Origin of the sequence: Cognatishimia sp. 1_MG-2023, assembly GCF_030548175.1 — a bacterium.
In the GTDB taxonomy this organism is placed as follows: Bacteria; Pseudomonadota; Alphaproteobacteria; order Rhodobacterales; family Rhodobacteraceae; genus Cognatishimia.
Map to the genome: position 1 here is coordinate 346,437 of NZ_JAUORX010000001.1, position 25,922 is coordinate 372,358.

Annotated in this window: 23 protein-coding genes; 9 read left to right on the forward strand and 14 right to left on the reverse strand. The window is 52.1% G+C overall.

Annotated features, from left to right (window positions below):
* Positions 1–6: 6 nt before the first annotated feature.
* Positions 7–1,101 (reverse strand): UDP-N-acetylglucosamine--N-acetylmuramyl-(pentapeptide) pyrophosphoryl-undecaprenol N-acetylglucosamine transferase, encoded by a 1,095-nt coding sequence (locus Q4544_RS01700; RefSeq protein WP_303503566.1) that lies wholly within the window; start codon positions 1,099–1,101, stop codon positions 7–9.
* Positions 1,098–2,264 carry a putative lipid II flippase FtsW gene (gene ftsW, locus Q4544_RS01705; RefSeq protein ID WP_303503567.1) on the reverse strand — a complete coding sequence of 389 codons (1,167 nt, stop codon included), beginning with the start codon at positions 2,262–2,264 and terminating at the stop codon, positions 1,098–1,100. Before ftsW ends, Q4544_RS01700 begins: the two co-directional genes overlap by 4 nt.
* 147 nt (positions 2,265–2,411) lie before the next feature.
* Between ftsW and Q4544_RS01710 the strand changes: the two genes are divergently transcribed.
* The gene (locus Q4544_RS01710; RefSeq protein WP_303503570.1) at positions 2,412–3,593 is read left to right on the forward strand and encodes an NAD(P)/FAD-dependent oxidoreductase; all 1,182 of its coding nucleotides are present in this window, start codon (positions 2,412–2,414) and stop codon (positions 3,591–3,593) included.
* Between the two features lie 70 nt (positions 3,594–3,663).
* Here the strand turns inward: Q4544_RS01710 and murD are convergent, their stop codons facing one another.
* The 8 genes from murD to mraZ are packed head-to-tail and all read right to left on the reverse strand — an operon-like array spanning position 3,664 to position 12,733.
* The gene (gene murD / locus Q4544_RS01715) at positions 3,664–5,067 is read right to left on the reverse strand and encodes a UDP-N-acetylmuramoyl-L-alanine--D-glutamate ligase (RefSeq protein WP_303503572.1); all 1,404 of its coding nucleotides are present in this window, start codon (positions 5,065–5,067) and stop codon (positions 3,664–3,666) included.
* Positions 5,067–6,149 carry a phospho-N-acetylmuramoyl-pentapeptide-transferase gene (mraY, locus tag Q4544_RS01720; protein WP_303503574.1) on the reverse strand — a complete coding sequence of 361 codons (1,083 nt, stop codon included), beginning with the start codon at positions 6,147–6,149 and terminating at the stop codon, positions 5,067–5,069. The genes murD and mraY overlap by 1 nt, the downstream gene beginning before the upstream one ends.
* Positions 6,150–6,152: 3 nt before the next feature.
* Positions 6,153–7,595: a UDP-N-acetylmuramoyl-tripeptide--D-alanyl-D-alanine ligase gene (gene murF, locus Q4544_RS01725; protein ID WP_303503999.1), complete on the reverse strand. Its 1,443-nt coding sequence runs from the start codon at positions 7,593–7,595 to the stop codon at positions 6,153–6,155.
* The gene (locus Q4544_RS01730; RefSeq protein ID WP_303503577.1) at positions 7,592–9,073 is read right to left on the reverse strand and encodes a UDP-N-acetylmuramoyl-L-alanyl-D-glutamate--2,6-diaminopimelate ligase; all 1,482 of its coding nucleotides are present in this window, start codon (positions 9,071–9,073) and stop codon (positions 7,592–7,594) included. The genes murF and Q4544_RS01730 overlap by 4 nt, the downstream gene beginning before the upstream one ends.
* Positions 9,074–9,093: 20 nt before the next feature.
* Positions 9,094–10,878, reverse strand: coding sequence for a penicillin-binding protein 2 (locus tag Q4544_RS01735; RefSeq protein ID WP_303503578.1), 1,785 nt, complete (start codon positions 10,876–10,878; stop codon positions 9,094–9,096).
* A complete protein-coding gene (locus tag Q4544_RS01740) occupies positions 10,878–11,219 on the reverse strand; it encodes a cell division protein FtsL (protein WP_303503581.1) in 342 nt (113 codons plus the stop codon). Before Q4544_RS01740 ends, Q4544_RS01735 begins: the two co-directional genes overlap by 1 nt.
* A complete protein-coding gene (gene rsmH / locus Q4544_RS01745) occupies positions 11,219–12,226 on the reverse strand; it encodes a 16S rRNA (cytosine(1402)-N(4))-methyltransferase RsmH (RefSeq protein WP_303503584.1) in 1,008 nt (335 codons plus the stop codon). Before rsmH ends, Q4544_RS01740 begins: the two co-directional genes overlap by 1 nt.
* 3 nt (positions 12,227–12,229) lie before the next feature.
* A complete protein-coding gene (gene mraZ / locus Q4544_RS01750) occupies positions 12,230–12,733 on the reverse strand; it encodes a division/cell wall cluster transcriptional repressor MraZ (protein ID WP_303503589.1) in 504 nt (167 codons plus the stop codon).
* Positions 12,734–13,514: 781 nt separating this feature from the next.
* Here mraZ and Q4544_RS01755 point away from each other — a divergent pair.
* From Q4544_RS01755 to ptsP, 4 genes are all read left to right on the forward strand, one after another.
* Positions 13,515–13,982 (forward strand): NUDIX hydrolase, encoded by a 468-nt coding sequence (locus Q4544_RS01755; protein WP_303503592.1) that lies wholly within the window; start codon positions 13,515–13,517, stop codon positions 13,980–13,982.
* An 83-nt stretch (positions 13,983–14,065) separates the two neighbouring features.
* Positions 14,066–14,521, forward strand: a complete 456-nt coding sequence (locus Q4544_RS01760) for a DUF1178 family protein (protein ID WP_303503595.1) — start codon at positions 14,066–14,068, stop codon at positions 14,519–14,521.
* 268 nt (positions 14,522–14,789) lie between these two features.
* The gene (locus Q4544_RS01765) at positions 14,790–16,025 is read left to right on the forward strand and encodes an aspartate kinase (RefSeq protein ID WP_303503598.1); all 1,236 of its coding nucleotides are present in this window, start codon (positions 14,790–14,792) and stop codon (positions 16,023–16,025) included.
* Between the two features lie 61 nt (positions 16,026–16,086).
* On the forward strand, positions 16,087–18,342 hold the full coding sequence (gene ptsP / locus Q4544_RS01770; protein ID WP_303503601.1) for a phosphoenolpyruvate--protein phosphotransferase: 2,256 nt from the start codon (positions 16,087–16,089) through the stop codon (positions 18,340–18,342).
* On the opposite strand, the gene Q4544_RS01775 is transcribed toward ptsP, so the two are convergent.
* Together Q4544_RS01775 and Q4544_RS01780 are read right to left on the reverse strand one after the other, a co-directional pair.
* Positions 18,339–19,109 (reverse strand): EcsC family protein, encoded by a 771-nt coding sequence (locus Q4544_RS01775; RefSeq protein WP_303503604.1) that lies wholly within the window; start codon positions 19,107–19,109, stop codon positions 18,339–18,341. The two genes, ptsP and Q4544_RS01775, sit on opposite strands and share 4 nt — an antisense overlap.
* A gap of 49 nt (positions 19,110–19,158) precedes the next feature.
* Positions 19,159–19,644 (reverse strand): GNAT family N-acetyltransferase, encoded by a 486-nt coding sequence (locus Q4544_RS01780; RefSeq protein WP_303503606.1) that lies wholly within the window; start codon positions 19,642–19,644, stop codon positions 19,159–19,161.
* A 92-nt stretch (positions 19,645–19,736) separates the two neighbouring features.
* Between Q4544_RS01780 and Q4544_RS01785 the strand changes: the two genes are divergently transcribed.
* Entirely contained in the window at positions 19,737–20,342 is a 606-nt protein-coding gene (locus Q4544_RS01785) for a flavin reductase family protein (protein ID WP_303503608.1), read from the forward strand.
* 42 nt (positions 20,343–20,384) lie between these two features.
* On the opposite strand, the gene Q4544_RS01790 is transcribed toward Q4544_RS01785, so the two are convergent.
* Positions 20,385–21,995 (reverse strand): SulP family inorganic anion transporter, encoded by a 1,611-nt coding sequence (locus Q4544_RS01790; RefSeq protein ID WP_303503610.1) that lies wholly within the window; start codon positions 21,993–21,995, stop codon positions 20,385–20,387.
* A 204-nt stretch (positions 21,996–22,199) separates the two neighbouring features.
* On the opposite strand from Q4544_RS01790, the gene Q4544_RS01795 reads away from it, so the two are divergent.
* The 3 genes from Q4544_RS01795 (at position 22,200) to Q4544_RS01805 (ending at position 24,367) form a co-directional block, all read left to right on the forward strand.
* Positions 22,200–23,063: an S-methyl-5'-thioadenosine phosphorylase gene (locus Q4544_RS01795; protein WP_303504000.1), complete on the forward strand. Its 864-nt coding sequence runs from the start codon at positions 22,200–22,202 to the stop codon at positions 23,061–23,063.
* Positions 23,064–23,129: 66 nt separating this feature from the next.
* The gene (locus tag Q4544_RS01800) at positions 23,130–23,759 is read left to right on the forward strand and encodes a LysE family translocator (protein ID WP_303503611.1); all 630 of its coding nucleotides are present in this window, start codon (positions 23,130–23,132) and stop codon (positions 23,757–23,759) included.
* Between the two features lie 68 nt (positions 23,760–23,827).
* The gene (locus tag Q4544_RS01805; RefSeq protein WP_303503612.1) at positions 23,828–24,367 is read left to right on the forward strand and encodes an adenine phosphoribosyltransferase; all 540 of its coding nucleotides are present in this window, start codon (positions 23,828–23,830) and stop codon (positions 24,365–24,367) included.
* A gap of 111 nt (positions 24,368–24,478) precedes the next feature.
* On the opposite strand, the gene Q4544_RS01810 is transcribed toward Q4544_RS01805, so the two are convergent.
* Complete coding sequence (locus tag Q4544_RS01810) at positions 24,479–25,894, reverse strand: FAD-binding oxidoreductase (protein WP_303503613.1); 1,416 nt, start codon at positions 25,892–25,894, stop codon at positions 24,479–24,481.
* Positions 25,895–25,922 lie beyond the last annotated feature (28 nt).

Sequence of the window (25,922 nt, forward strand, 5' to 3'; positions counted from 1 at the left end):
TACTTTTTATTCCTTACTCGCAAGATACTCGACCAGAGAAACAAGGTTCTCGGTGGCGTCTGGCTTACCAACTGACATGGCCGCGCGCGACATTTGCAACGCACCATCTGAATTCGACAAAACGATCTCTATTTGCTCGCACAGGCTGTCTACTTCGAAAAGATTTTCCGGAATAACAATCGCCGCACCTGCATCGGCAAGTCCCCGCGCATTCGCAGACTGATGATCACCTGTTGCGGCGGCAAAAGGGACAAGAATCGAAGGGCGACCAATCACAGAGATGTCCGCAACCGAGGAAGCGCCGGACCGAGAAATCACAAGCTGTGCTTCGCTCATGCGCTCTGGGATGTCACTGAAAAATTCTTGAACATCCGCAGAGATGCCTTGATCCGCATAATACTTGGTAACGCGTTCAAAATCCTCACCACGCGCTTGGTGTGAGACACGGATGTGCCGGCGAATTTCGCTTGGCAATGCATCAATCGCAGGCGGAACAACATCGCTTAGAATACGCGCACCCTGCGAGCCGCCCATGACAAGAATAGACATCGGATAATCACCTGGCGGGATATATCCAGCCCCAGCTCTCTCGAGGACCGAATTGCGCACAGGATTACCCACAAACTGCGCTTCGACCCCTTCGGGCAAATCCGTAGGCCACGTGCCGCACGCAACGTAATCAACGCGCTTTGAAAACTTCTCGTTCACACGGCCAAGTACGCCATTTTGCTCATGAATCATTCGCGGCAACCCCAGTAAGATTGCAGCGCTGACTGCGGGTATTGTCGGATAACCGCCAAAGCCAACGACGACATCCGGGCGATCCCGACGCAGCTTAGCCGCGGCAGACAGAACGCCACCCAAAATACGGAACGGGACCATTGCTTTGGCAAGCAAACCGCCACGCGCAAAAGTCGCTGAAGGCACCTGCTCTATCTCTACTGTATGAGGAAACCCACCAGTGTAGCGTGCCCCCCGTGCATCGGTGCTTAGTTTTACGCGCCAGCCTTTGGCCAGCATTGCCTCGGCAAGAGCCTGAGCGGGAAACATATGCCCCCCGGTTCCTCCGGCTGCGATCACCAGCAATGGCTGTTTTGTCATCTGTAGTGGCCTCGAAGAATGTCACCAATTTCGCCCTGTGGACGGCTGCGGGTAAATGCCAATAGCATACCAACCGCAATCCCACCGGCAATCAAGGAACTACCGCCATAGCTCACAAAGGGCAATGTCATGCCTTTCGCAGGCAACAATCGAACGGCCACACCCATGTTAATCATCGCCTGAACACCAAACATCGCAGCAAGGCCAGTGCCCGCTAAACGGATGAATGGATCACGCTCGCGCATCAAACGCAGAAAGCTACGCGCGACGATAATTGCATAAAGAACAATGATCGCGAGCACGAGCACGAGCCCGTATTCTTCGGCAGCTACTGCAATAATGAAATCGGTATGTGCGTCCGGCAGGCTCCACTTCACCTGACCTTCGCCAACACCAACGCCAAAGAAGCCGCCTTCGCGAATTGCATTTGAAGCATAACCAAGCTGTGTGGTCGGATCGACATCGGTACTTAGAAAGCCATCAATCCGGCGCGCAAAGTGCTCTGACGAATTGTAAGCAACCATACCGCCAACAATCACAAGACACATCATCGCAACCAGCAAAGCCATAGGTGCGCCGGCAATGAAATACATCACACCCCAAGCGAATAAGATAAGGCACGCTTGTCCGAAATCCGGCTGCATCACCAATATCAACGCAATGGTAACCGTTAACATGAAGGACCAAAGCTTACCCGGAGGGCCGTTGATCTCTTGGCTCGCAGCCATCAGCCAAGCGGCGACGACAACAAAACCAGGCTTAAGAAACTCAGAAGGTTGGATGGACGCAAAGCCAAGTGAATACCAGCGGACAGCCCCTTTGCCAAAGTCGGTCCCAAAGAACGGCAACATGAGCAAAGCTAAAAACGCACCCAGAAATCCGAGTACTGCAAGTCGACGCACCAACTTCGGGCTCATCATCGAGGTTGTGAACATTGCGATTAACGCAGCACCACCGAAAACAGATTGCCGCAAAACATAATGAAAATGGTCAAAACCATTCTTTTCCGCCAAGGGAGGGCTCGCCGCCAATCCAAGCAAAAGCCCGATGCCAAATAGCATCAGGATGCAGGACATTGTCCATTTATCTAGGGTTCGCCACCATTTTGGAAGAATCGGCTCCACATCCCGCACGGGGAGCGCGCCATAAACCATCTCTGTCATCGGGTACCTGCCGAATGTCTGCCTCGTTACGCCCGGTTTTCCGGATCTAAGGGTGATTCTATCAGCAGTTGCGCATCATTGAAAGCTTTCTAAGCAGCAAATTGCGAATTGCTTGACCCACTGGCCCGCATCGGGCACAGCGCGTTCATGCAATATGATACCATCATTCTGGGTGCTGGCGCTGCTGGCTTAATGTGTGCGGCTCATACGGGCGGGCGCACTTTGGTCTTAGACCATGCAAAAGCACCGGGGGAAAAGATCCGCATTTCAGGCGGCGGGCGGTGCAATTTCACCAATATGTACGCGGGGCCCGAAAACTTTCTGTCGCAAAACCCACACTTCTGTAAAAGCGCCCTAAGCCGATACACACAGTGGGATTTCATCGAAATGGTGAACCGCCACGGCATTGCCCACCACGAAAAAACACTAGGCCAATTGTTTTGCGACAACTCAGCCAAAGACATTATTCAAATGCTGCTCACCGAAATGAAAAATGCGGGTGCAGAGTTACGCGTGAATATACGCATGAAATCCGTCGCCAAAACTGAATCCGGCTTTAGCGTGCAAATCGAACAAGATGGCAAAACCTCTGACTTAACGACAACCAATCTTGTTGTTGCCACAGGTGGAAAATCCATTCCCAAAATGGGCGCTACCGGGTTTGCCTATGAACTTGCAACCCAGTTTGGATTAAAGGTCACAGACACGCGCGCAGGACTTGTGCCGTTCACTTTCCCAGAGGGCCGCTTCAAGCCACTTGCCGGTGTCGCACACCCGGTTCGCATCACCTCAAATAATACCAGCTTTGAGGAAGCCATGCTTTTCACGCATCGGGGCCTTTCTGGTCCCGCTGTGCTGCAAATATCTAGCTACTGGAGCGAAGGTGAACCAGTCACCGTCAACTTCTTTCCAAACAGCGATTTTTTCGCGGATATTCGCGCCAAAAAGAAAACCGACGGCCGTCGGAACCTTTCAACGGTAGTGGCCCACTTTTTTCCTGGGCGCCTTGCTGAGTTCTTCTCTGAAACTCTGCAACTTAAGGGCAATCTCGCCGACCAAAGCGATGCTGCGCTGATGCAATTGGCTGAGGCGTTCACAAGCTGGCAAGTCACGCCATCAGGAACCGAAGGTTATCGCACAGCCGAAGTAACTCTTGGGGGCATTGATACAGATGAGCTTTCTTCAAAAACCATGGAAACTAAATCTGTTCCCGGCCTTTATGTCATTGGCGAAGCAATGGACGTAACCGGTTGGCTTGGCGGGTACAACTTTCAATGGGCTTGGAGCTCCGGTTTTGCTGCGGGGACCGCCATCAAAGCAAAACTCTAGCCAACTTCACCTTTTCAAAAATACTCTGGGGTGAATTGGCCATAGGCCAAGAGGGGCAAAGCCCCTCCCCTTATTCTTCAAGCGCCGATTGCACCAATTCAACAAAATGGTCGCCGCGCTTTTCGAAATTGTCATACTGATCAAAGCTAGCCGCCGCAGGCGCCAGCAGAACCGTATCCCCAGAAACAGCATCAGCCTTCGCGCTCGATACGGCTTGGTCCATGGTCGTGCAAACTTCGCTGTCGACACCCGTTAGCTGCATAGCAAATTGCGCAGCTTCTCGGCCAATCACATAGGCTTTTGTCACCTGCCCTGCCGCCGCTGCCAATCGCTCAAGTCCACCTTCTTTTTCAAGACCACCACAAATCCATCTGATGTTCTTGTAGGCAGAAAGCGCCTTTATTGCAGAGTCGACATTTGTCGCCTTGCTATCGTTCACAAAGCTCACGCCTTGGGATTCTGCAATCAACTGGCTGCGATGCGGCAAACCGCCAAAGCTCGTAAATCCTTTTTCAATCACCTTGGGTGCCAAGCCCAAGGAACGGCAAACTGCATAAGCAGCGCACGCATTCTGATGGTTGTGGGCACCTGGCAGTCCTTTGATGGCGCGCAAATCTATAGACCCAGCCTGACGACCTTTTCGGTACTCAGACAAGAAACCCTTCTTGGCAAAAACGTGCCATCCAGGCCCAGTAAGCTTGGCTTCAACCGAAATGCGTATCACGCGATCATCGCTTGCGCCTTCTGAGAGTTGACCAGCCAAATACAGGCCTTCATTTTCATCAACGCCCACAATTGCACGATCAGGACCACCTTCTGCAAACAAACGGCGCTTGGCAGCAAAATACCCACCCATTCCTGCGTGACGGTCTAAATGATCAGGTGACAGGTTGGTAAACACGGCCAAATCAGGCGTTAGGGCACGCGCAAGATCGGTTTGATAACTGCTAAGTTCGAGCACGACCACATCGCCATCTGCAGCGGGCTCAATATCTAGGACACCTCGTCCGATGTTTCCTGCAAGCTGCGTGTTACGCCCTGCTTGCTGCAGCACGTGGTGGATTAATGCTGATGTCGTTGATTTACCGTTTGATCCAGTCACCGTGACAATCTTTGGGGGCACGTCAAAGTTTTCCCACTCAGTCGTCGCAAAAGACCTAAAAAATAGACCAATATCGTTATCAATAGGCACGCCCGCCTTCAGTGCTGCGAGCACAACAGGATTGGGCTCTGGATATAGATGCGGAATGCCCGGCGAAACGATCAAGCAAGTAATGTCATCAAATGCACCGTTCTTGCGAAGCTCGGCAATTTCAAAGCCCTCGCTTGCCGCGACTTCACGCGCGGCGGGGTTATCGTCCCAACATACAGGGATTGCATCGCCTGCGACTAAGGCGCGGGCAGTCGCAAGACCGGAACGCCCGAGACCTAAAACAGCAACACGTGCACCAGCATAACCACGGACAGGAATCATTAGCGTACTTTCAGAGTTGCGAGGCCGATCATCGCGAGGATTAACGAGATAATCCAAAACCGGATAACGATTTGCGGCTCGGCCCAACCTTTTTTCTCATAGTGATGGTGAATTGGCGCCATCAAGAAGACGCGTTTTCCAGTGCGTTTGAAGTAAAGTACCTGAATGATAACCGACAAGGCCTCGGCAACAAACAAACCACCAACGATGCCCAGCACCAGCTCATGCTTGGTGGCAACCGCGATCGCACCTAAGCCACCGCCAAACGCGAGCGAACCAGTATCGCCCATAAAGACAGCTGCAGGAGGTGCGTTGTACCAAAGAAAGCCCAGCCCCCCCCCGATTAGGCCAGAGGTAAAGACTAAAATTTCACCAGTTCCAGGAACATAGTGCACGTCCAAGTATTCGGTAAAATCGACACGGCCAACGGCATAAGCAATGACGCCCAATGCACCCGCTGCAATCATCACAGGCATGATGGCCAAGCCATCCAAGCCGTCGGTCAAGTTCACAGCATTTGCGGCGCCAACTATGACGAACATCGCGAATGGGATAAACAAAAAGCCCAAATTAACCAATGCGTCCTTGAAAACCGGTAAGGCTACTTGATTTTGCAATGCTTCAGGGTGAAGTGCGACAGCCCAAAAACTAGCAATCGCGGCAATTAGAAAACCAAGAACCAGTCGAACTTTGCCAGAAACACCATTCGTATTTTGCTTACTCACCTTCGCATAATCGTCTGCGAAGCCAATCAAACCGTAGGCAAGGGTCACAAAGAGAACCAGCCAGACAAATCCATTATCCCAGCGCGCCCAAAGCAATGTCGACGTGACCAGCGCACCAACAATCAAAAGCCCGCCCATGGTCGGCGTACCTGCCTTGGAAAAATGACCTTCGGGACCGTCTTCGCGGATCGGCTGGCCTTTACCTTGTTTGCGGCGCAACACGTTGATCAGCGGCTGGCCAAAGATAAAGCCAAACAGCAATGCCGTAAAAAATGCGCCACCCGCCCGAAAAGTGATATATCTAAACAAGTTAAAGACGTCGCCGCCATCCGATAGAGCAGTCAGCCAATACAGCATTTACTAAGTCCCTTCACTTTTCTTTGGCGCGGCATGACCTAATTTACGAATTGCGTCAACTACGCGTGCCAATCCCATGCTCAAAGAGCCCTTCGCCAACACGACATCTCCTGCATCTAAGTCGCGTGTGACTCCTTCGGCCATCTCTTTTGATGTTTCAGTCCATCTACCACGCTGATGTTCTGGCAGAGCGTCATACAGCGACTTCATCAGGGGTCCGACACAGTGGACACGATGGATCAATGCCATGCTTGGGTGTTCTGTGAGCGCCCGATGGATATCATTCTCGTTAACGCCAAGTTCTTTCATGTCACCCAGGTAAGCGATGCGTCGGCCTTCCTTGATCCGGCCAACATCATGCGTCACTTTTGCAGCGGCCAACACCTCGAGTGCTGCACCTAGCGACGCTGGGTTCGCGTTGTAGGCATCATCAATTAGCTCGATTGTAGGACGCGTATCCGCGCGATCTAGTGAAATCACCTCTCGCAAACCACGACCTGCACCGGGGACCCATTGGCCAATATCAGAAATGGAGATGGCACGATCAAGCCCAAGCTCATCGGCAACAGCCAAAGCAGCTAGACCGTTTAAAGCATAGTGACGACCAGGCGCGGGAACCTTAAATAACATTGCGTCTCCCGCGACCTCGGCCTGAGCCACAGTTGCGGTATCTCCGATATTCACGGTAGACAAACGATATTGGCAGGTTTCACTTTCACCAAAAGAAATCAATGTTTTGGCATGCATAGCTGCCGCGCTTTTTAGGATATGACTAACCTCTAAATCGCCGTTAAAAACAGCTGTACCGCCCTCTTCCAGCCCATCAAAGATCGCTGCTTTTTCGTGCGCGATACCTTCAACATTTTCGAATGCCGCTAAATGCGCCGGGGCAACAGTTGTGATCATCGCGACATGTGGTCTGGCCAGTTTTGCCAAGGGTGCAATTTCACCGGGGTGGTTCATGCCAATCTCAATAACTGCAAACGCGCAATCGCGTGGCATACGCGCCAATGTCAGTGGGACGCCCCAATGATTATTATAGCTCGCTTCGGCGGCATGGGTTTTCCCCTGGCCACCCAACACTTTACGCAGCATTTCTTTTGTGGAGGTTTTGCCAACTGAACCGGTAACAGCAACCACTTTACCCGAAAAGCGTTCTCGTGCAGCGCGACCCAAAGCTTCAAGGCCATCCAGCACATCGTCAACAAGCAATAGCGGTGCGTCAATACTGACACCGTCAGGAATCCGGCTAACCAAAGCCGCCGCGGCACCATTTTCCAACGCTTGCGCAACAAAATCATGTCCATCACGCGCCGCGGTTAGAGCAACAAATAAATCGCCCTTTTGCAATGTACGGGTGTCGATAGAAACGCCATTGCATTCCCAAGCGCCTGGTGAGCGTCCACCGGTCGCGGCTACGGCCTCTTCAGAAGTCCACAACATTATGCCAAGCCCCCATCAAGCGCCAAAACCGCAACGCTTGCTTGTTCTACATCGTTAAACGGTAAAGTATCATCTCCGACGACTTGTCCGGTTTCATGCCCCTTGCCCGCGATCAACAAAGCATCTCCAGGTTGAAGCGCATCAACGCCGCGCAAGATTGCCTCCGCTCGGTCTCCGACCTCTATTGCATCTGTCGCGCCCTCAAGCACCATAGACCGGATGCACGCAGGGTCTTCGCTACGCGGATTATCATCAGTCACGAATACAACATCCGCATGCTCACTCGCTGCGGCCCCCATCAAGGGACGCTTGGAAACATCACGGTCACCGCCAGCGCCAACAATGGCAATCAAACGGCCCATTACATGCGGGCGCAACGCCTGTAGCGCCGTCGCAATAGCGTCTGGCGTATGTGCGTAGTCAACGAACACTGCCGCTCCATTGCCTCGGGTTGCCGCCAATTCCATCCGTCCACGCACGGTTTGCAACGCACCTAAAACTTCAAAGACATGCTCTGGCTCTGCACCGCACCCAATTGCCAAACCTGCTGCCAACAAAACATTATCAGCCTGAAACCCGCCAACAAGATTCAAACGAATTTGATACGTCTTACCCCGGTAGGTAAATCGAATGTCCTGCCCCGTTGCATCAAATCGTTGCGCTTGTAGTTCGATGTCTGCGCCATGGCGTCCAACAGTGATCACATCTTGACCACGCCCTTTCGCGATCGCCGCCATGTCGGTTCCACGCATGTCGTCAATGTTAATGACAGCGGTGCCTTCCAAGGGCAGCACACGTGCAAAAAGCCCTGCTTTGGCATCAAAGTAGTCATCGAAGTTCGCGTGGTAGTCCAAATGATCTTGCGAGAAATTGGTAAACCCAGCTGCCGTCAACTGAACACCATCCAGGCGGCGTTGTTCTAACCCATGCGAACTGGCTTCCATTGCTGCGCACTCAATGCCGGCATCATTCGCTGCAGCCAAAATGCGGTGTAGCGTGATTGGCTCGGGCGTTGTGTGGTTCAAAGGAGCTTCAAAGTCACCCTCAACTCCAGTGGTTCCCAGATTTACGGATGCCAAACCAAGCTCTTGCCAAATCATACGCAAAAACGTCGAGACTGATGTCTTACCATTCGTCCCCGTGACCGCGGCCATCACGCTGGGCTGCCGCCCGAACCAAAGTGCTGAGGTATAAGCCAAGGCCTGTCGTGGATCTTCACAAAGCACCAAGGCTGCATCGCTGGCGTCTAATTCAGCCGATGCAATGCGCGCACCTTCTGCATCCGTTAGAATAGCCGTAGCGCCCATGCGCAATGCAAATTGAATGAATGTCGCGCCATGTACACGCGTGCCCGGCAAAGCGGCGAATAAATAGCCTTCTTTGACGTCCCGGCTGTCTACCGCAATCCCAGTGATTTTTGGGTTTAGTCCCGCCACAGCGGTCAGACCCATTTCAGAAAGTGTCTTTGCCTGCGCTGTCATGCATTGCCCTTATTTTGGCGTTAATGAGATGCCAGCGTTATATCAGTCAGTTCCACAGGTTCAACTTGTGGACGCAGCCCTAATAGCGGTGCGACACGTTCAATAATCTCTGCAGCAACAGGAACCGCTGTCCAGCCAGCGGTACGTCGCGGTTTTTTCCCTGACGTTTCGACTGGTTCATCCAGAGTCACAACCAAGACGTACTTTGGATCGTGTGCAGGAAATACAGAGGCAAACGTATTGATTACCTTATCATCATAATAACCGCCGGTCGGTTTTGGCTTATCGGCCGTACCGGTTTTACCAGCTACGTAGTACCCGGGAACTTCGCCAAAGCTGGCTGTTCCTTCAGTCACAACCTTACGCAACATTGTGACACTTTCGGCGGCGACCCGCTCACTGAGGACACGAGGACCTTCCTGTGGCGAAGTGCGCTTTAGAATCGTTGGCTTAACCATAAGACCGCCATTTGCCAGACTTGCATATGCAGATGCGAGATGAAGTGGCGTGCTCGACAAACCGTGACCGTAAGAAACAGTTACCGCTGAAAGATCTGTCCACTTGGCAGGTAGCAAGGGCTGACCACCGCTCGCCTCAACGATTTCAATCGGTGTTGGTTCAAATAGCCCCAGTGTTTTCAAGAATTCTTGCTGCCGCTTTGGTCCAATTTCCAAAGCCATCCGGCCAGTGCCGCGGTTCGAACTTTTGACGATAATGTCTGTGACAGACAGCTTGCCGTAGTTCTTGTTTTGGAATTCTCCGATCCGGTGACCGCCAACTTTCATCGGGCCTTTGGTATCAATAACGGTATTCGCATTGACCAGACCAAGCTCCATAGCCTGCGCTGCAGTGAAGATTTTGTAAGTTGACCCAAGCTCGTAAACACCCTGCAAAGCACGGTTAAACAACGGGCTATCGGCTGCATCCCCTTCGACCAATGGACGTGGGCGATCGTTTGGATCAAAGTCCGGCAAGCTAACAAGCGAAAGAACTTCGCCTGTGTGAACATCCATCAAAACAGAGGCCGCACCTTTCGCATTCAGCAACTTCATACCGCCATACAAGACGCGCTCGATGGCCGCCTGAACCGTCAAATCAATAGATAGCGTCAGGGCCTTACCGCCATTCGCGGGATCACGCAGTGCTTCATCGAACGTCTTTTCGACACCCGCAACACCAATCACTTCGGCAGCATTCACGCCTTCGCGGCCAAATCCGGCACCGCCAAGAATATGTGCCGCCAGTTTACCATTTGGATAGAGGCGCATTTCACGCGGGCCAAACAATAGTCCCGGATCGCCAATGTCATGCACCAGTTGTTTTTGCTCGGGACTTAATTTTTTACGCACCCACAAGAACTTACGCTTGCCAGTGAAATCTTTAAGTAAACGCTGCTCGTTCAAGTCAGGAAAGATAGAGACCAGTTCTTTAGCAACACGTTCTTTATCAATCATGTGATGCGGCTGGGCATACAAGCTAAAAGTTTCCAGGTTGGTGGCAAGGATACGGCCTTGACGGTCAACAATATCTGCACGCTGCGCAAGGATGCGCGCGCCGCTCGCACTCGCCCGCGGTTCAGCGGCTTCGCTGCCTGCAAGGCCTGCCATGCGAATACCAATAACGCTAAAGGCCGCCAAGAAGGCGACCCCCAAAACCAACAAACGACCTTCAGCGCGTACCCGAGACGTATCGCGCATTTCTTCGTGACGCTTGCGTATATTCTCTTTTTCAATTGCGTCTGGGTTTTGCCCCGTAGCACGCGCCTTAATAATAGTTGCGAGAGGGCGAAGTGGTTTGCGGATCATTACAGCCCCTCCTGATTAGAAACCTCAACAATTCCGTCAATTGTCGCCCCGCCTAGCGGTGGATACGAAACTTGCTCAATGCGCCCAAATTGATCAGGGCGCAGAGGTAACAACTTAAGACGTTCAAAATTCAAATCAGCCAAATCACGCAGGCGATCTGGGCGGTTTAGATAAGCCCATTCAGCCCGTAGCATCGCCAAGCGGTTTCGAGCTTCACCAAGCTCTACTTGCAGCTGCTCTGTTTCACCTAATGCTTCTTGCGTCGTATAGTTTTCGCGGTAGGCCCAAAAGGCCAAGGCGATCACAGATAAAACCGTTAAAGCGTAAAACAGACCACGCATCAGCGACGTCCTCCAGATTTTTGTGCCGTTAACATAGGCATACCGATATTCTTACCATCCACGTCGCCAGCTGGCGCATCAGTGCGCCGTGCAATCCGCAATTTTGCAGACCTCGAACGAGGGTTTTCTTCTAACTCTTGATCATCAGGACCAACTGCTTTGCGTGTCAGTAGCTCAAATGCTGGAACTTCCTTTTCGACCTCTGGGGCATAGCGGCTGCCACCACCTGTGCGACCTGCGCGGGCTTGGAGAAATTTCTTAACCATGCGGTCTTCAATTGAATGGAATGTCACAACTGCAAGCAATCCACCGGGACGCAACGCACGTTCTGCTGCCATTAAACCACGGAACAGCTCGCCGTATTCATCATTCACGGCGATGCGGAGCGCTTGAAAACTACGTGTCGCAGCGTGACTTTGATTCGGCTTTGTGCGCGGCAATGTTTTCTCAATCAAACCAGCAAGTTGCAGCGTGGTCTTAAACGGCTCAATCGCACGTTCACGAACAATAGCGCGCGCAATACGGCGGCTCATGCGTTCTTCGCCGTAATGATACAAAATATCAGCGATTTCTTCTTCGCTTGCAGAATTCACCAAGTCCGCCGCCGAAGGCCCATCTTGGCTCATGCGCATATCCAGTGGCCCGTCGCGCATAAACGAAAACCCACGCTCCGCGAGGTCAAGCTGCATGGAACTCACACCAAGGTCTAGAACAACGCCATCTAGTCCGGACGCATATTCGTCCATTTTAGAAAAGACACCTGCAACCAGCTCGATACGATCATCATATTGACCAACCCAGTCAGCCGCCATTGTGAACGCCAATGGATCACGATCAACGCCATAAACCTTGCTCGCGCCAGCCTCTAATAGGCCGCGCGTATACCCGCCCGCACCGAACGTTCCATCAAGCCACCGACCCTGAACAGGCGAAACGCCCGCCAAGAGCGGGCGCAAAAGCACAGGAACATGAGGGGCATCTGACGTTTGAGAAGCCTTGTCCGCCATCCCTTATGTCTCCTTCTGCTGATCAAGGAAGACCAGCGGATCAAAATCATCTGGGAGCTCATCCAACCATTCTTCGGTCTTGGCGGCTTCTTCCTGATCGTATGTTTCTGTTTTCCAAATCTGGAACGTATCGCCTGCAGCGATAAAGAAGGCCTCTTTTTCCAGATCAATTTTTTGACGCAGCTTCGCTGGCAGGACCAGACGTCCAGTTTCATCAACAGTTGTTGGAAAGGACTGACCGTGAAACAAGCGCTGCAGCATCTTACGCTCCATCGAGCCGCGAGGCAAAGCGTCGATCTTTGCGTCGACCTCTTCAATTGCGGCGATGGTATAGCATTCTAGGTAATTGCGGCGATGGTCACCATAAACAATGACCAACTCAGGCGCTTCACCAGATTTCCAGTTGGGGTCAGAAGCCTCCAAAACACGACGAAACGAAGCCGGGATAGACACCCTGCCCTTCGCATCCACCTTATGGTGGCTTTCGCCTCTGAATCTGCGTGCCACTGCCTGACCCGCCCTTCTGTTTAGCCCCCGGTTAAATTTGAACCCCTAGAAACGAAACGGCGGATTGAGCTGCTGCCACTGCTCAATCCGCCGCCCTCGTCCCGCTTTGCGGGGTATGTCCAGCTGCGCGCGCCACCTGGGGGGATGTCTGCTCGCTCGCGCGCCGGATCTCTTCGTTCGATGAAATCGGGGCCTGTATGAAACCTGACTTGGAGTTTTTTAATTCGGGGTCTTTAGCGCCCCTTAATCTCCCGTCCTCATCGTATGTATAGGGATGCCATGGGAAATTATGGAAATCAACAAAAAAATTGGGACATCATGGGAAAAATTGGGATGCCACGGATCAGAAACTCGCTCAAAACGTCGCAAGGACACCAAGTGACCACCATATGGAGTTAATTTTACAACTACAGGCACCACATATAGGAAAAATCAATCAACTCATTCCTTTCCCATGCATTCCCAGAAAAAATAGAAAAATCACAATCCTCCGGAACAAAACACGCAAAACTGCACAGATTTCATTCTCCAGGATCAAAATCTCATCGAGAATAGGTACGATTACGTTCCGCTGACCCACGTTTTCCCACAAGCACGACTAGCAACGTTGAAAGCCCCCCTAACGCAAGGCAAGGCGATATCGTCAATCGCGTTTCAACGATGGCAGATATGAAAAATGGAACAACAAGACTAAATACCGATACCGTCAAACTTGGCCTAAGATAGAAAAGCCCGTAGGATACCGATACGACCAAAAACAATTCGAGCGAATAGCATTAGTATGAAAACGACGGTGCAACTGCCCATCAATATTGAAAACGCACCTAAACGCGAAGTCCGCAGCCAATTTGCAGCACTCGTGTATCGCGTCAAAGATGGGAAAATTCAGTTCCTGCTTATTACAAGCCGCCGATCTGGCCGCTGGATTATCCCAAAGGGATGGCCGATGCTTGGCATTAGACCGGCAAAGGGTGCAGCTCAAGAAGCGTGGGAAGAAGCCGGCGTCGTTGGCAAAGTAAGCGACCAATGCCAAGGTATCTTTTCATACTATAAGCGCGGGCCTGATGAGGAAATGCTTCCCTGCCTCGCAATGGTTTACCCATTACGCGCAAAGCGCCTATCTAAAAGCTTTCCAGAAGCCGGGCAAAGAAAACGCAAATGGTATTCCCGCAAGAAGGCCGCAAAGCTTGTTGACGAACCGGAACTCGCAAAAATCATCAAGTCCTTCGACCCAAGAAGCCTGCACTAACAACACATAGAAGTTTTTGAAGGCGTCTTGATACACTTCACCTGCATGTCTATGTTGCGCTCAACCGCTTAGGCAAAAAACATATGATCCAATACACTTTAAAATGCGAAAACGATCACCGGTTTGATAGCTGGTTTCAAAGTGCAGACGCCTTCGACAAGCTTAAAGCCTCCGGTCTGATTACATGTGAATCATGTGGGTCCCCTAAAGTTGAAAAAGCCATCATGGCGCCGCGCGTGCGCACGGCACGCGCAGCTGCATCAACCATCGACGAACAACAATCTCCTTCAGAAGCGCCCGATTTAAACAAACCAAACAACGCTGCAGAAATCGCAATCGCTGAGCTTAAGAAAAAGGTCGAAGACAACGCAGATTACGTCGGTGGGAATTTTGCCCAAGAAGCTCGATCAATGCATCTTGGCGATACTCCAGAACGTTCTATCTACGGCGAAGCCAATGCCGAAGAAGCCAAAAGCTTGATCGAAGAAGGCATCCCCGTCGCCCCTCTCCCATTCAGGCCAGGGCGAAAGTCTAACTAAGCCAACTTTATGAGGCGCAAGATCACGCCTTTCGAGGAGTTTCCTAGTATTGATTCCATCAACCTTTCCACCCAGCACTGATCAAATAAAATTCTGTTAAGTTGGAGGCTTCGGTCTCCTGACCGGCAAATTTGCAGGACTTCGGGGAATAAATGCAATTCTTTGCACGTAGTAACACGTTTGATAGCCCTCAAACGCTTGTCTAGACCATCGCTGCAGCGTAAACCGCCCACCAACCCGAAAACGTAAATGGCAGGACACCAAGACCATGCCCACATTGGTAATGAAATTTGGCGGCACCTCTGTCGCGAACCTTGACCGCATCCGCCGTGCCGCAAAGCGTGTCGGCGTTGAAGTGGCCAAGGGCTATGATGTGATCGTCATCGTTTCCGCAATGTCAGGTAAGACAAACGAGTTGGTTGGCTGGGTAAATGAAACCTCCCCACTCTTTGACGCGCGCGAATATGATGCTGTTGTTAGCTCAGGCGAGAACGTAACCGCTGGCCTAATGGCACTAACGCTACAAGAGATGCAAATCCCTGCGCGTAGCTGGCAAGGCTGGCAAGTTCCGCTTTTGACCACCTCGGCGCATGGGCAGGCACGGATCGAAGACATTCCAACCGAAAACATCAACGCCAAATTTGGTGAAGGTATGAAGGTTGCAGTTGTTGCTGGATTTCAGGGCCTTAGCCCAGAAGGTCGCATTACCACACTTGGTCGCGGTGGGTCAGACACCACAGCCGTTGCATTTGCAGCAGCATTTGATGCCGAACGGTGTGACATCTACACGGATGTTGACGGTATCTATACAACAGACCCGCGTATTTGCCAAAAAGCCCGCAAGCTTGATCGCATTGCTTTTGAAGAAATGCTGGAGCTGGCATCGCTAGGCGCCAAGGTCTTGCAGACCCGCTCTGTTGAAATGGCTATGCGCTATAAAGTTAAACTGCGCGTGCTAAGCTCTTTTGAAGAACAATCTGACGAGGCAGGAACGCTCGTCTGTGATGAGGATGAAATCATGGAATCCAACGTAGTTGCAGGTGTCGCCTATTCTCGCGACGAAGCGCAGATGACCCTTTTATCGGTTGCTGACCGTCCAGGTATTGCTGCTTTGATATTTGGCAAATTGTCAGACGCTGGTGTGAACGTCGATATGATTGTTCAAGACATCTCAGAGGATGGCCGCACGAATATGACGTTCAGCCTTCCCACTGATCAAGTTCAGCGCGCAGACATTGCGATGAAGGAAATTCGTGGCAACGAATTGAACTTTGACAAACTGATCGTCGATTCTGACGTGGCCAAAGTTTCGGTTGTTGGAATTGGTATGCGGTCACAATCAGGCGTTGCGGCCAAAATGTTTAAGATCCTCTCGGATGAAGGCGTTAACATTAAGGTCATTACGACATCGGAAATCAAAATTTCTGTGCTGGTTGACCGAAAATACATGGAACTTGCGGTGCAAGCCCTGCATGATGCCTTCGAACTCGAAAAGGCCGCCTAAGGCTCTGCTAAGCGCATTTTGGCGCGCGGCATGAGCGTGGCGCGCCAAAAGGTGAACTAGTATGGCTGAACGATCAGACAGCGAAAGCCGCAAACTTCTCGGGCGATTGCGCGAAGCAATGGCCGAAGAAAACGCAGGCCAAGAACGGTTGGACAAGATCACAACATTGATCGCGTCCTCTATGGGCACTGAAGTGTGCTCCATCTACTTATTTCGTGATGCCGAAACACTCGAGCTATGTGCAACACAGGGCTTGAACCCTGACTCGGTGCACAAAACACGCCTGCGTATGGGCGAAGGCCTAGTAGGCCGTGTTGCGCGACGAAACCGTATCATCAATTCAGCCGACGCTCCGCAAGAAAGCGGCTTCCGCTATATGCCGGAAACCGGCGAAGAGAGTTTCTCGTCCTTTTGTGGTGTCCCTATCCAACGGCTTGGGGAAAAGCTGGGCGTGCTTGTCGTGCAATCCAAAGAAGCGCGCGACTATTCCTCTGACGAGATTTACGCGCTTGAAGTCGTAGCAATGGTTCTGGCCGAAATGACAGAACTTGGCGCATTTGTTGGAGAAGGTGCTGCGCTTTCCCCTCTTCACCAACAACAGGTCCTTATGAAGGGGGGCACAGCCCAAGAAGGCGCTGCCGAAGGCCGTGTATGGCTACATGAGCCACGGGTCGTCGTTGCTAACCCGATTGCAGATGACCCTGAAGCCGAGCAAGGCCGTCTGGATACAGCTATCGAAGAATTGCGTGTTGGTGTCGATGAAATGCTCGCCGGCGCCGCAGGCGGAGATAAAGATCAGCTACAAGTCCTAGAAGCCTACCGCATGTTTGCCAATTCCAAGGGTTGGTTGCGACGCATGAAGCAGGACATTGATCAGGGTCTGTCCGCAGAGGCCGCAGTCGAGAAAGAACAATCAACGGCGCGCGCGCGTATGTCCCAAGCGTCAGATGCCTACCTTCGTGACCGCCTGCACGACCTTGATGACCTTTCAAACCGACTGTTGCGCATTCTAACCGGCCAAGGGAAAAACACCGGAGCAGAAATGCCCGAAGACCCAATTCTAGTGGCCCGCAACATTGGCCCCGCAGAATTACTGGAATATGGCCGCAAACTCAAAGGCATCGTCTTAGAGGAAGGTTCTGTTGGTTCTCACGCTGCTATCGTCGCCAGAGCCTTGGCAATACCTCTGGTCATACACGCAGAACGCATAACAACCGAAGCGCTTAACGGCGATCAGATCATGGTCGACGGGGATCAGGGGCTGGTCCATCTGCGCCCTGATGAATCCGTTGTAACCGCTTTCCGAGATAAAATCGCGATGCAAGCAAATGCCCAAGAGCGTTATGCTTCCATTCGCGACAAGGCGGCCACTACCCTAGACGGCACGACAATCAGCTTGCAAATGAATGCCGGCCTGATGGCTGACTTACCCTCCCTAGAGGGCTCTGGAGCTGAGGGTGTTGGCCTTTTCAGAACCGAATTACAGTTTCTCATTCGCAACCAAATGCCACGTCGTACAGAGCTTGCAAAACTCTACTCACACGTAATGGACAGTGCTGGTGACAAGCAGGTCGTATTCCGAACACTCGATATTGGATCGGACAAAGTCCTCCCATATATGGCCCCGCAAGATGAGCCGAACCCTGCCTTAGGCTGGCGCGCAATCCGTGTTGGTCTTGATAAACCGGGCGTGTTGCGCATGCAGCTGCAGGCCCTATTGCGTGCTGCGAAGGGACGACCGCTGAAAGTCATGTTCCCTTTCATTGCTCAATTTGATGAGTACACGGCCGCTAAGGCAGAAATGGACAAAGCCGTAGATCGCGAGCGCATTCTTGGGCATGCGATCCCTTCGGAACTGACGGTTGGCGCTATGTTAGAAACGCCGTCGCTTGCTTTTGCCCCACAGAAATTCTTCGAAGAGGTTGGGTTTATTTCCATTGGCGGCAACGATCTTAAGCAATTCTTCTTTGCCGCTGATCGAGAAAACGAGCGTGTCCGCAAACGTTACGACACTTTGAATGTTAGTTTCCTGACGTTTATTGAAGGTATTGCAAATCGTTGCCGCTCTACAAATACACCCGTCAGTTTTTGCGGAGAAGACGCGGGACGCCCGATTGAGGCATTGTGCCTAGCGGCTATGGGCCTCCAGATCCTCTCAATGCGGCCAGCGTCTATTGGGCCGGTAAAAAGCCTATTGATGCGTACCAATTTGTCGGAACTCAGAGCGGTTATCGAAGACGCGCGTGAAAGCGGTGAGCAAACAGTGCGCCCTGCTGTGCTAGAGTATCTAAGAAAGCAAAGTCAGGCACCACGCTAATCCAAAGGCGCGGCGATCTCTGGCGTCATTTTGTCCAGAAACAAGGCCACAAGCTCGTTGTGGGCCACATCTGCGTCGATTGCCAACTTGCGCAATCCAAAGTGCACGTGTGCAATTTCGCGATAGTATTTCACGAAAGCATAATTGGTAGCGGCACCTGTCGCAGCACCTAATACCGGAACAGCCTGAGCGGCCAGCTTTTGTCCAAGAACGGCAGCCAACCGTGGCGCGACCCAAGCCGTAAGTTTTTGCAGACCACCGCTCGACAAAGCCATGCGAGCGCCCAAGAAGCCAAGATCGGCACCGTCATCATGCGCCATTGGACCAGCCGCGGCAAATACTTGAATGCAATCGAATTGAACGTTTTCTGAAGCAGGATCAAACTCGTACTCTTCAGCAACATCCTGAATTCCACGCAATAAAAGCGCTGTCGTTACAGGTAATTCTGCCAATGCTGTAGGCACACCACCTGCCCCACCAGCAGCGCCCATCGTCGTAGCAATGGCAGTGTGCAGCCAACCTTTCTGACCACTGCCCACCAAGCGACGAGAGCCATTAGCCGCCTTCATCGCCTGTTTCAATGCAACCTCTGTTGCACCCTCTAACCGATCCCGAACAGGGCGCGGCAAGCTATCGACCAGCCCATCCGCCTGTTTCCCTAAAAGGTTCAACACCTCGATAGCCAGTCCACTGGCTCCGCGATAACGCGCGACCAAAGTGTCCAGCTCAGCATCTACATCAATTGCTAATAATTCAGTGTCGCGCATCTTTCCTCCGTATCCTTAGATTTGGGATAGATGTTTACCGCTTTCAACCCTAGGCATAGGGTTTCACGGTCCCCTCGACACCGTCCCATGCCCTGTAAGACAAAGAATATCCTAACACACGAGCCGGATTTGTTGGCGGTGGCATCAACACACCTTCAAGGCGCGTAAAACCAAATCGTTTATAATATGGCGCATCTCCAACCAAGATCACACGCTCCCAACCAAGCGTTTTGGCGATGTCTAAACTTTCCCGGATCAGTGAACCACCCAGGCCTTCGCCTTGTCGTGTCGGGTGGACAGCAACAGGGCCAAGCAACAAGGCCTTAACCTCATCCACACGAATGGGCCAATACCGTATTGCTCCGCCTAAAATTTCGTCGCTATCCCTCGCAACCAAAGACAATTCAGGCACGCGCTCCACACCTTCGCGCAGGCGATAAGAAGACAATGCCTCCCTACCCGGCGCAAAACATAGGTCATACAGGGCTTCGACTTCCCACCAGTCCGCCTCTGTCTCTTGCCTTAGATAAAGCACCTGCCAACGCCCTTTCGTCGCTTTGACCGAATTTCCGGTGGCAACGCCACTATCATGGCGCTACGTCTGGGGCAAACACGAAGGAGGCATTGATGTTTTATCGCCCCGAGGATGGTCACGGCCTACCTCATAACCCATTCAAAGCGATCGTTTCTCCGCGCCCTATAGCATGGATATCAACACGCGACTTAAAGGGCACGCCAAACCTGGCACCTTATTCGTTCTTTAACGCGATCGCAGATACACCGCCTCAAGTCGTCTTTGGGTCCACCGGAGCAAAAGACGACCAGGAGGAAAGTAAAGATACCGTCTCAAACATCCGCGCGACGGGTGTGTTCTGCATCAATATTGTCGCTGAACATCTAATAGACCCAATGAACGCATCCACCGCACCGCTAGGCAAAGACGTAGATGAATTTCAAGTGGCAGGCCTAGCCGCCGTACCCTGCGATAGCATCGATTGCATGCGCGTGGCAGAAGCCCCCGCAAGCCTTGAGTGCAAATTGAGCCAGATCATCCGCCTTGAGGGGGAAAGCAATTTCATGGTTATCGGAAATGTCACCGGAATTCATATGCGCGATGAATGCATCAACGGTGGTCGTTTTGTCGTTACAACCTACAAGCCTTTGGCTCGGCTTGGATATAAAGACTACAGCGTTGTCGAAACGCTTTTCGAGCAGGAAAGGCCCAGCTCTTAATCCAACAAAAACCCGGCACGTTTAAGCGCCGGGTTTTCTATTTTAGTGACCGCCTAAAACACCGGTCCGTACACCGTAATCCACCGCGACCTCATATTCAGGGTCATCGGAACTGTCGATCATCAGGTGACCTGCTCGGGTAAGCAGCCCATGGCAATCACGGCTTAGATGGCGCAAGGTAATCTTCTTGCCTGCATCTTCGTACTTACCTGCAATTGTTTCAATCGCCTGCAGAGCTGACTGATCAACAACGCGGCTAAACTGAAAATCTACAATCACTGCATCTGGATCGTTTTCGACATCAAACAATTCAACAAAACCTTCTGTTGAGCCAAAGAACAGCGGACCATTGATTTCGTAAACCTTTGCACCTTTGTCTGAAGCAGACTCTCGTGTCACCGCATGAATACGGCGCGCGTTGTTCCATGCATAGGCCAAAGCGCTCACGATCACACCAACGACGACGGCAATGGCAAGGTCAGTTGCAACAGTCACGACTGTCACCAACACGATCACAAAGGCATCCATCAATGGCACCTTGGTCATGATCTTCAAAGAGTTCCAAGCGAATGTGCCGATCACAACCATGAACATCACACCAACCAGTGCAGCAAGTGGAATTTGCTCAATTGCAGGGCTCGCTACGACGATGAACAACAACAAGCACAAGGCCGCGAAAATGCCAGCGATCCGTGTCCGGCCGCCAGATTTCACATTGATCATAGACTGACCGATCATCGCACAACCGCCCATGCCACCAAAGAAACCGGTCACAATATTAGACGCACCCTGTGCGATACATTCTTGCGATGCGCCACCGCGCTTGCCGGTGATTTCACCAACAAGGTTCAACGTCAGAAGACTTTCGATCAAACCAATGGCCGCCAAGATCACTGAGTATGGCAGAATGATTTGGAATGTTTCCCAGTTCAGCGGAACCAGCGGAATATGGAATGCAGGCAATCCACCTTCAATACTCGCCATGTCACCAACGCGCGGCACATCTAGACCCAACGCAATAACCAAGATGGCAACGATACCAATTCCTGCCAAAGGCGCCGGGATCACCGACGTGATCTTTGGTGTACCCCAAATGATCAGCATTGTGAGACCGACCAAACCCAGCATCAGCAACATAGACGCATTACCCAGCCATTCTGCACCACCGCTGGCAGGATCTTTAAACTGTGTGAGCTGCGCAAGGAAAATCACGATAGCTAGACCATTCACAAAGCCCAACATAACGGGATGTGGCACAAGGCGAATGAACTTGCCCCACTGCATGACACCGGCAATGATCTGCAAAATCCCCATTAGCACGACGGTCGCAAACAAATACTCCACGCCGTGATCTGCAACGAGCGCCACCATAACAACGGCCAATGCCCCAGTCGCACCTGAGATCATACCCGGACGCCCACCGATCAAGGCAGTGATCAGACCCACCATAAACGCAGCATACAATCCAACCAACGGATGAACGCCAGCGACGAAAGCAAACGCAACCGCTTCTGGGACCAAAGCCAAAGCAACAGTCAAGCCAGACAGCAACTCAGTCCGCACACGCGGTACAGACCAACCCTCGTCTTGCATAATAGACAAGTTCGGCGGAGAGATATTTTTGGCAAAATTCGCCAATGCAGCACGTTTCATCGGGCAGTCCTATTCGCTCATCAGATTTGGAGTGTTGCCCTGCCCCTAACGGAAATCGCCATTTGCCACAAGGGTGGGTACCCAACCCTTTGGCAGTTGCGTGATTTAGAGCAGCCTAACGGTTGCATCTAAGGGAAAGCCTCGCCAAAACTAAACCAAATCAATCGACAGGAGCATCCCGTGAGCGCAGCAGACAAAGAGACAATGATCGCCGTAATTGGCGGCTCTGGCATTTACGACATAGATGGGCTGGAAGGCGCGGAATGGACAACGGTTGAAACCCCTTGGGGTGACCCATCTGATCAAATTTTGACCGGCACATACGAGGATGTCAAAATGGCATTCCTGCCGCGCCATGGACGCGGCCATAAACACTCGCCAACAACCGTGCCATATCGCGCCAATATCGACGCACTCAAGCGTCTGGGAGCGACTGACGTGATCTCTGTCTCGGCTTGCGGTTCCTTTCGCGAACACATGGCCCCCGGCGACTTTGTTATCGTTGACCAATTCATTGACCGCACCTTTGCACGCGAAAAGTCATTCTTTGGCACTGGTTGCGTAGCACACGTCAGTGTCGCTCATCCCACCTGCCCACGCTTATCAGACGCCTGTGAAACCGCCGCTAAAGCCGCTGACATCACCGTTCATCGCGGCGGCACTTACCTCGCAATGGAAGGGCCGCAGTTTTCCACTTTGGCAGAATCAAAGATGTATCGTGAACAATGGGGCTGTGATGTCATTGGCATGACCAACATGCCCGAAGCCAAACTCGCCCGCGAAGCTGAGCTTTGCTATGCGTCCGTCGCAATGATCACCGACTATGACAGCTGGCACCCAGAACACGGCGAAGTTGACGTAACCCAAATTATCAAAACGCTTATGGGCAACGCCGAAAAAGGCCGCAACTTGGTAAAGCGTTTGCCTGCCCTGCTCGGGAAAGACCGCGCAGATTGCCCACATGGTTGTGACAAAGCCCTGGAATACGCAATATTGACCGCGCCCGACGCACGTGATCCAGCTGTCGTCGCAAAGCTAGACGCGGTCGCTGGCCGTGTTCTAGGTTAAACAACTTTCTTGACAGGGGGCAGCCCCCCTGCCTTGGATAAGGCCAACTTATAAAGGATTTCTGTCTTGGCATTTGATCTTTGGTTGGCCTTCACCGCGGCCTCTCTCGCCCTACTACTCATTCCCGGCCCAACCGTGGTGTTGGTACTTTCCTACGCCCTTTCCCAAGGCCGATCCGTTGCACTCGCGACCGCTGCAGGGGTGGCTCTGGGTGATTTGATTGCGATGACAGCTTCGCTACTTGGCCTAGGCGCGATTGTTTTGGCGTCATCCACAGCGTTTTCCATCCTAAAATGGGTCGGTGCCGCATACCTCCTCTGGCTTGGTATCAAACTTTTACGAAGTGCGGGATCTGCATCATCTGAAAAGCTAATTCCCGCTCGCGACCAATCCGCCAGCGGCGTATTTCGTCATGCGGCATTGGTGACTGCCCTTAATCCAAAGAGCATTGGTTTTTTCATTGCCTTTGTTCCACAATTCATCACTCCAGCGGCACCTATCGCTCCGCAATTCGCTATCATGATAGCAACGTTCGTTGGACTGGCAGCAGTAAATTCACTGGTCTACGCAATTTTGGCGGACCGCCTTCGCTCTACAATTGCACGCCCAGCAACAATTCAATGGCTTAACCGAATTGGAGGCGTTGCTTTGATCGGAATGGCCGCCTTAACCGCCAGCCTTCGACGCGCAGCCTGAAGGCATAGCCACTTGCCAACCATCACGCTTTAGGCGACACCTTTGCCGAAAAACAACCGGGGCCAATCATGCGCAAAAGCACTGATGTCAAAGACTACATTCGCACCATCGTCGACTTCCCTCACGAAGGGATACTGTTTCGCGATGTCACAACGCTATTTGCTGATCCACGTGGGTTTCGCATGGCCATCGACCAAATGCTTCACCCCTACGCCGGAGTGCGCATCGACAAAGTCGTTGGTCTAGAAGCGCGTGGTTTCATCCTAGGTGGTGCGATTGCCCATCAGCTTAGCGTGGGTTTTGTTCCGATCCGTAAGAAGGGCAAATTGCCTGGCACGACGATTTCCGAAGAATACCAACTGGAATATGGCGAGGCTATTGTCGAGATCCACGACGACGCGATTCAGCCTGGCGAAAAAATCTTAGTCGTAGATGACCTTTTGGCGACTGGTGGCACAGCCGAAGCGGGCATCAAACTCGTTGAACGTCTGGGTGGCGAAATTCTAAGCTGTACTTTTATCATCGACCTTCCAGACCTAGGCGGTCGCAAGCGACTCGAAGCGCTTGGCATTAATGTCGACGTTCTCTGTGAATTCGAAGGCCTATAAATCTAGCATTAAGGTTTCTCGGCAATAAATCCTTTGCCGCTTGGGAAACGGTCCTGCTTGCACAGATCCTAAGGATCACACGCGCCTCATTCTGACCGGGATGAGGCGCAATTAATTGGAAAACATCGCACCGGGGTTCATGATCCCCTTTGGATCAATCGTATTCTTGATCGCGCGCATCATCGCCAGTTTAACGGGATCGCCATAGCGGGCTAGATCATCGACCTTTAGTCGACCAACTCCATGCTCCGCGCTAAATGACCCGCCAAATTCATGCACGACATCATGCACGGCAACTTTTACTTCGCTCTGTAAGTGACTGTAATCCGATTTATTTTCACCTGCCGGAGGGAATACATTGAAATGCAGATTCCCATCCCCAAGATGTCCAAAACAATTCACCCGAAGCCCTTCGAACGCTGCGACAGCTTGTGTACCTTTTTCAATAAATGCCGGAATACGTTCAATTGGAATGGACACATCGTGACTGCTGATTGATCCCACAATCTTATTGGCTGCTGGAATTGTTTCTCGCAGCGACCAGAATGCCTGCCGTTGCCCTTCAGAGGACGCCACCACTCCATCAGTCACCAACTCTCGCTCCAAAGCCTCACCAAAAAGCACTTCAAGTACATCTTGGCCAACCAATGCCTTTGATAATCCAACCTCCATCAATACAGACCACTCTGGCCGTTCTTCAAAAGGTTGCCGCAAATCAGGGAACGCCTCAGACAAAAATTCTAGACTTCGGGAGTGAATGAGCTCAAACGCACTAACAGCCTCACCCAGTTGCGCGCGCGCCAAAGCCAGTAAACCAATCGCAGCTTCTGGATCTGGGACAACTAAAAAAGCTGTTTCATGCGCGACGGGTTTGGAAAACAGTTTTAGGGAAGCCGCAGTAATCACCCCCAAGGTTCCCTCTGCCCCAATCATCAAGTTCTTTAGGTCATAGCCCGTATTGTCTTTGCGAAGCTCGGACAGCCCATGCCAGATCTCCCCATTGGGCAACACTACCTCCAAACCCAAACACAAATCCCGTGCATTGCCATAGCGCAATACGTTCAAACCACCGGCGTTGGTCGATAAATTCCCACCAATCCTTGCCGTGCCTTGCGCTGCCAATGACAATGGAAATAAGCGGCCCTCTGCATCTGCAGCAGCTTGAACATCCGCTAGGATACAACCGGCCTCCGCAACGATTACATTAGAAGCGCCGTTGATGCTGCGAATAGCGGACATGCGTTCTAGCGACAGGATAACCGGTTGTGCGTGCCCTGGCATGATCTGTCCACCAACAAGCCCAGTGCCGCCGCCATAAGGCACCACAGGCACGCCAGCAGCATGACATGTGCGCATGATGATCGAAACCTCATCAACGCTCCGAGGCAGTGCAAGAACGCCCCCGCCACCCAAAAAGCGCCCGCGCGACTCTTCTAGGTAACGCGGTTCAGGATTACGCAGGCTATCCGGCGGCAACAAAGCGGCAAGGTCAGCAACAAATTTGGGATCGGCGGCAGAATAATTCATTTCATAGGCCTACCACGCCCCAGAGAAT

What these genes read in the sequence shown, in the direction of transcription:
- Q4544_RS01700 (WP_303503566.1), bottom strand. Translation starts at nt 1,101, where the DNA reads ATGACAAAACAGCCATTGCTGGTGATCGCAGCCGGAGGAACCGGGGGG.
- ftsW (WP_303503567.1), bottom strand. Translation starts at nt 2,264, where the DNA reads ATGACAGAGATGGTTTATGGCGCGCTCCCCGTGCGGGATGTGGAGCCG.
- Q4544_RS01710 (WP_303503570.1), top strand. Translation starts at nt 2,412, where the DNA reads ATGCAATATGATACCATCATTCTGGGTGCTGGCGCTGCTGGCTTAATG.
- murD (WP_303503572.1), bottom strand. Translation starts at nt 5,067, where the DNA reads ATGATTCCTGTCCGTGGTTATGCTGGTGCACGTGTTGCTGTTTTAGGT.
- mraY (WP_303503574.1), bottom strand. Translation starts at nt 6,149, where the DNA reads ATGCTGTATTGGCTGACTGCTCTATCGGATGGCGGCGACGTCTTTAAC.
- Q4544_RS01730 (WP_303503577.1), bottom strand. Translation starts at nt 9,073, where the DNA reads ATGACAGCGCAGGCAAAGACACTTTCTGAAATGGGTCTGACCGCTGTG.
- Q4544_RS01735 (WP_303503578.1), bottom strand. Translation starts at nt 10,878, where the DNA reads ATGATCCGCAAACCACTTCGCCCTCTCGCAACTATTATTAAGGCGCGT.
- Q4544_RS01740 (WP_303503581.1), bottom strand. Translation starts at nt 11,219, where the DNA reads ATGCGTGGTCTGTTTTACGCTTTAACGGTTTTATCTGTGATCGCCTTG.
- rsmH (WP_303503584.1), bottom strand. Translation starts at nt 12,226, where the DNA reads ATGGCGGACAAGGCTTCTCAAACGTCAGATGCCCCTCATGTTCCTGTG.
- Q4544_RS01755 (WP_303503592.1), top strand. Translation starts at nt 13,515, where the DNA reads ATGAAAACGACGGTGCAACTGCCCATCAATATTGAAAACGCACCTAAA.
- Q4544_RS01760 (WP_303503595.1), top strand. Translation starts at nt 14,066, where the DNA reads ATGATCCAATACACTTTAAAATGCGAAAACGATCACCGGTTTGATAGC.
- Q4544_RS01765 (WP_303503598.1), top strand. Translation starts at nt 14,790, where the DNA reads ATGCCCACATTGGTAATGAAATTTGGCGGCACCTCTGTCGCGAACCTT.
- ptsP (WP_303503601.1), top strand. Translation starts at nt 16,087, where the DNA reads ATGGCTGAACGATCAGACAGCGAAAGCCGCAAACTTCTCGGGCGATTG.
- Q4544_RS01775 (WP_303503604.1), bottom strand. Translation starts at nt 19,109, where the DNA reads ATGCGCGACACTGAATTATTAGCAATTGATGTAGATGCTGAGCTGGAC.
- Q4544_RS01785 (WP_303503608.1), top strand. Translation starts at nt 19,737, where the DNA reads ATGTTTTATCGCCCCGAGGATGGTCACGGCCTACCTCATAACCCATTC.
- Q4544_RS01790 (WP_303503610.1), bottom strand. Translation starts at nt 21,995, where the DNA reads ATGAAACGTGCTGCATTGGCGAATTTTGCCAAAAATATCTCTCCGCCG.
- Q4544_RS01795 (WP_303504000.1), top strand. Translation starts at nt 22,200, where the DNA reads ATGATCGCCGTAATTGGCGGCTCTGGCATTTACGACATAGATGGGCTG.
- Q4544_RS01805 (WP_303503612.1), top strand. Translation starts at nt 23,828, where the DNA reads ATGCGCAAAAGCACTGATGTCAAAGACTACATTCGCACCATCGTCGAC.
- Q4544_RS01810 (WP_303503613.1), bottom strand. Translation starts at nt 25,894, where the DNA reads ATGAATTATTCTGCCGCCGATCCCAAATTTGTTGCTGACCTTGCCGCT.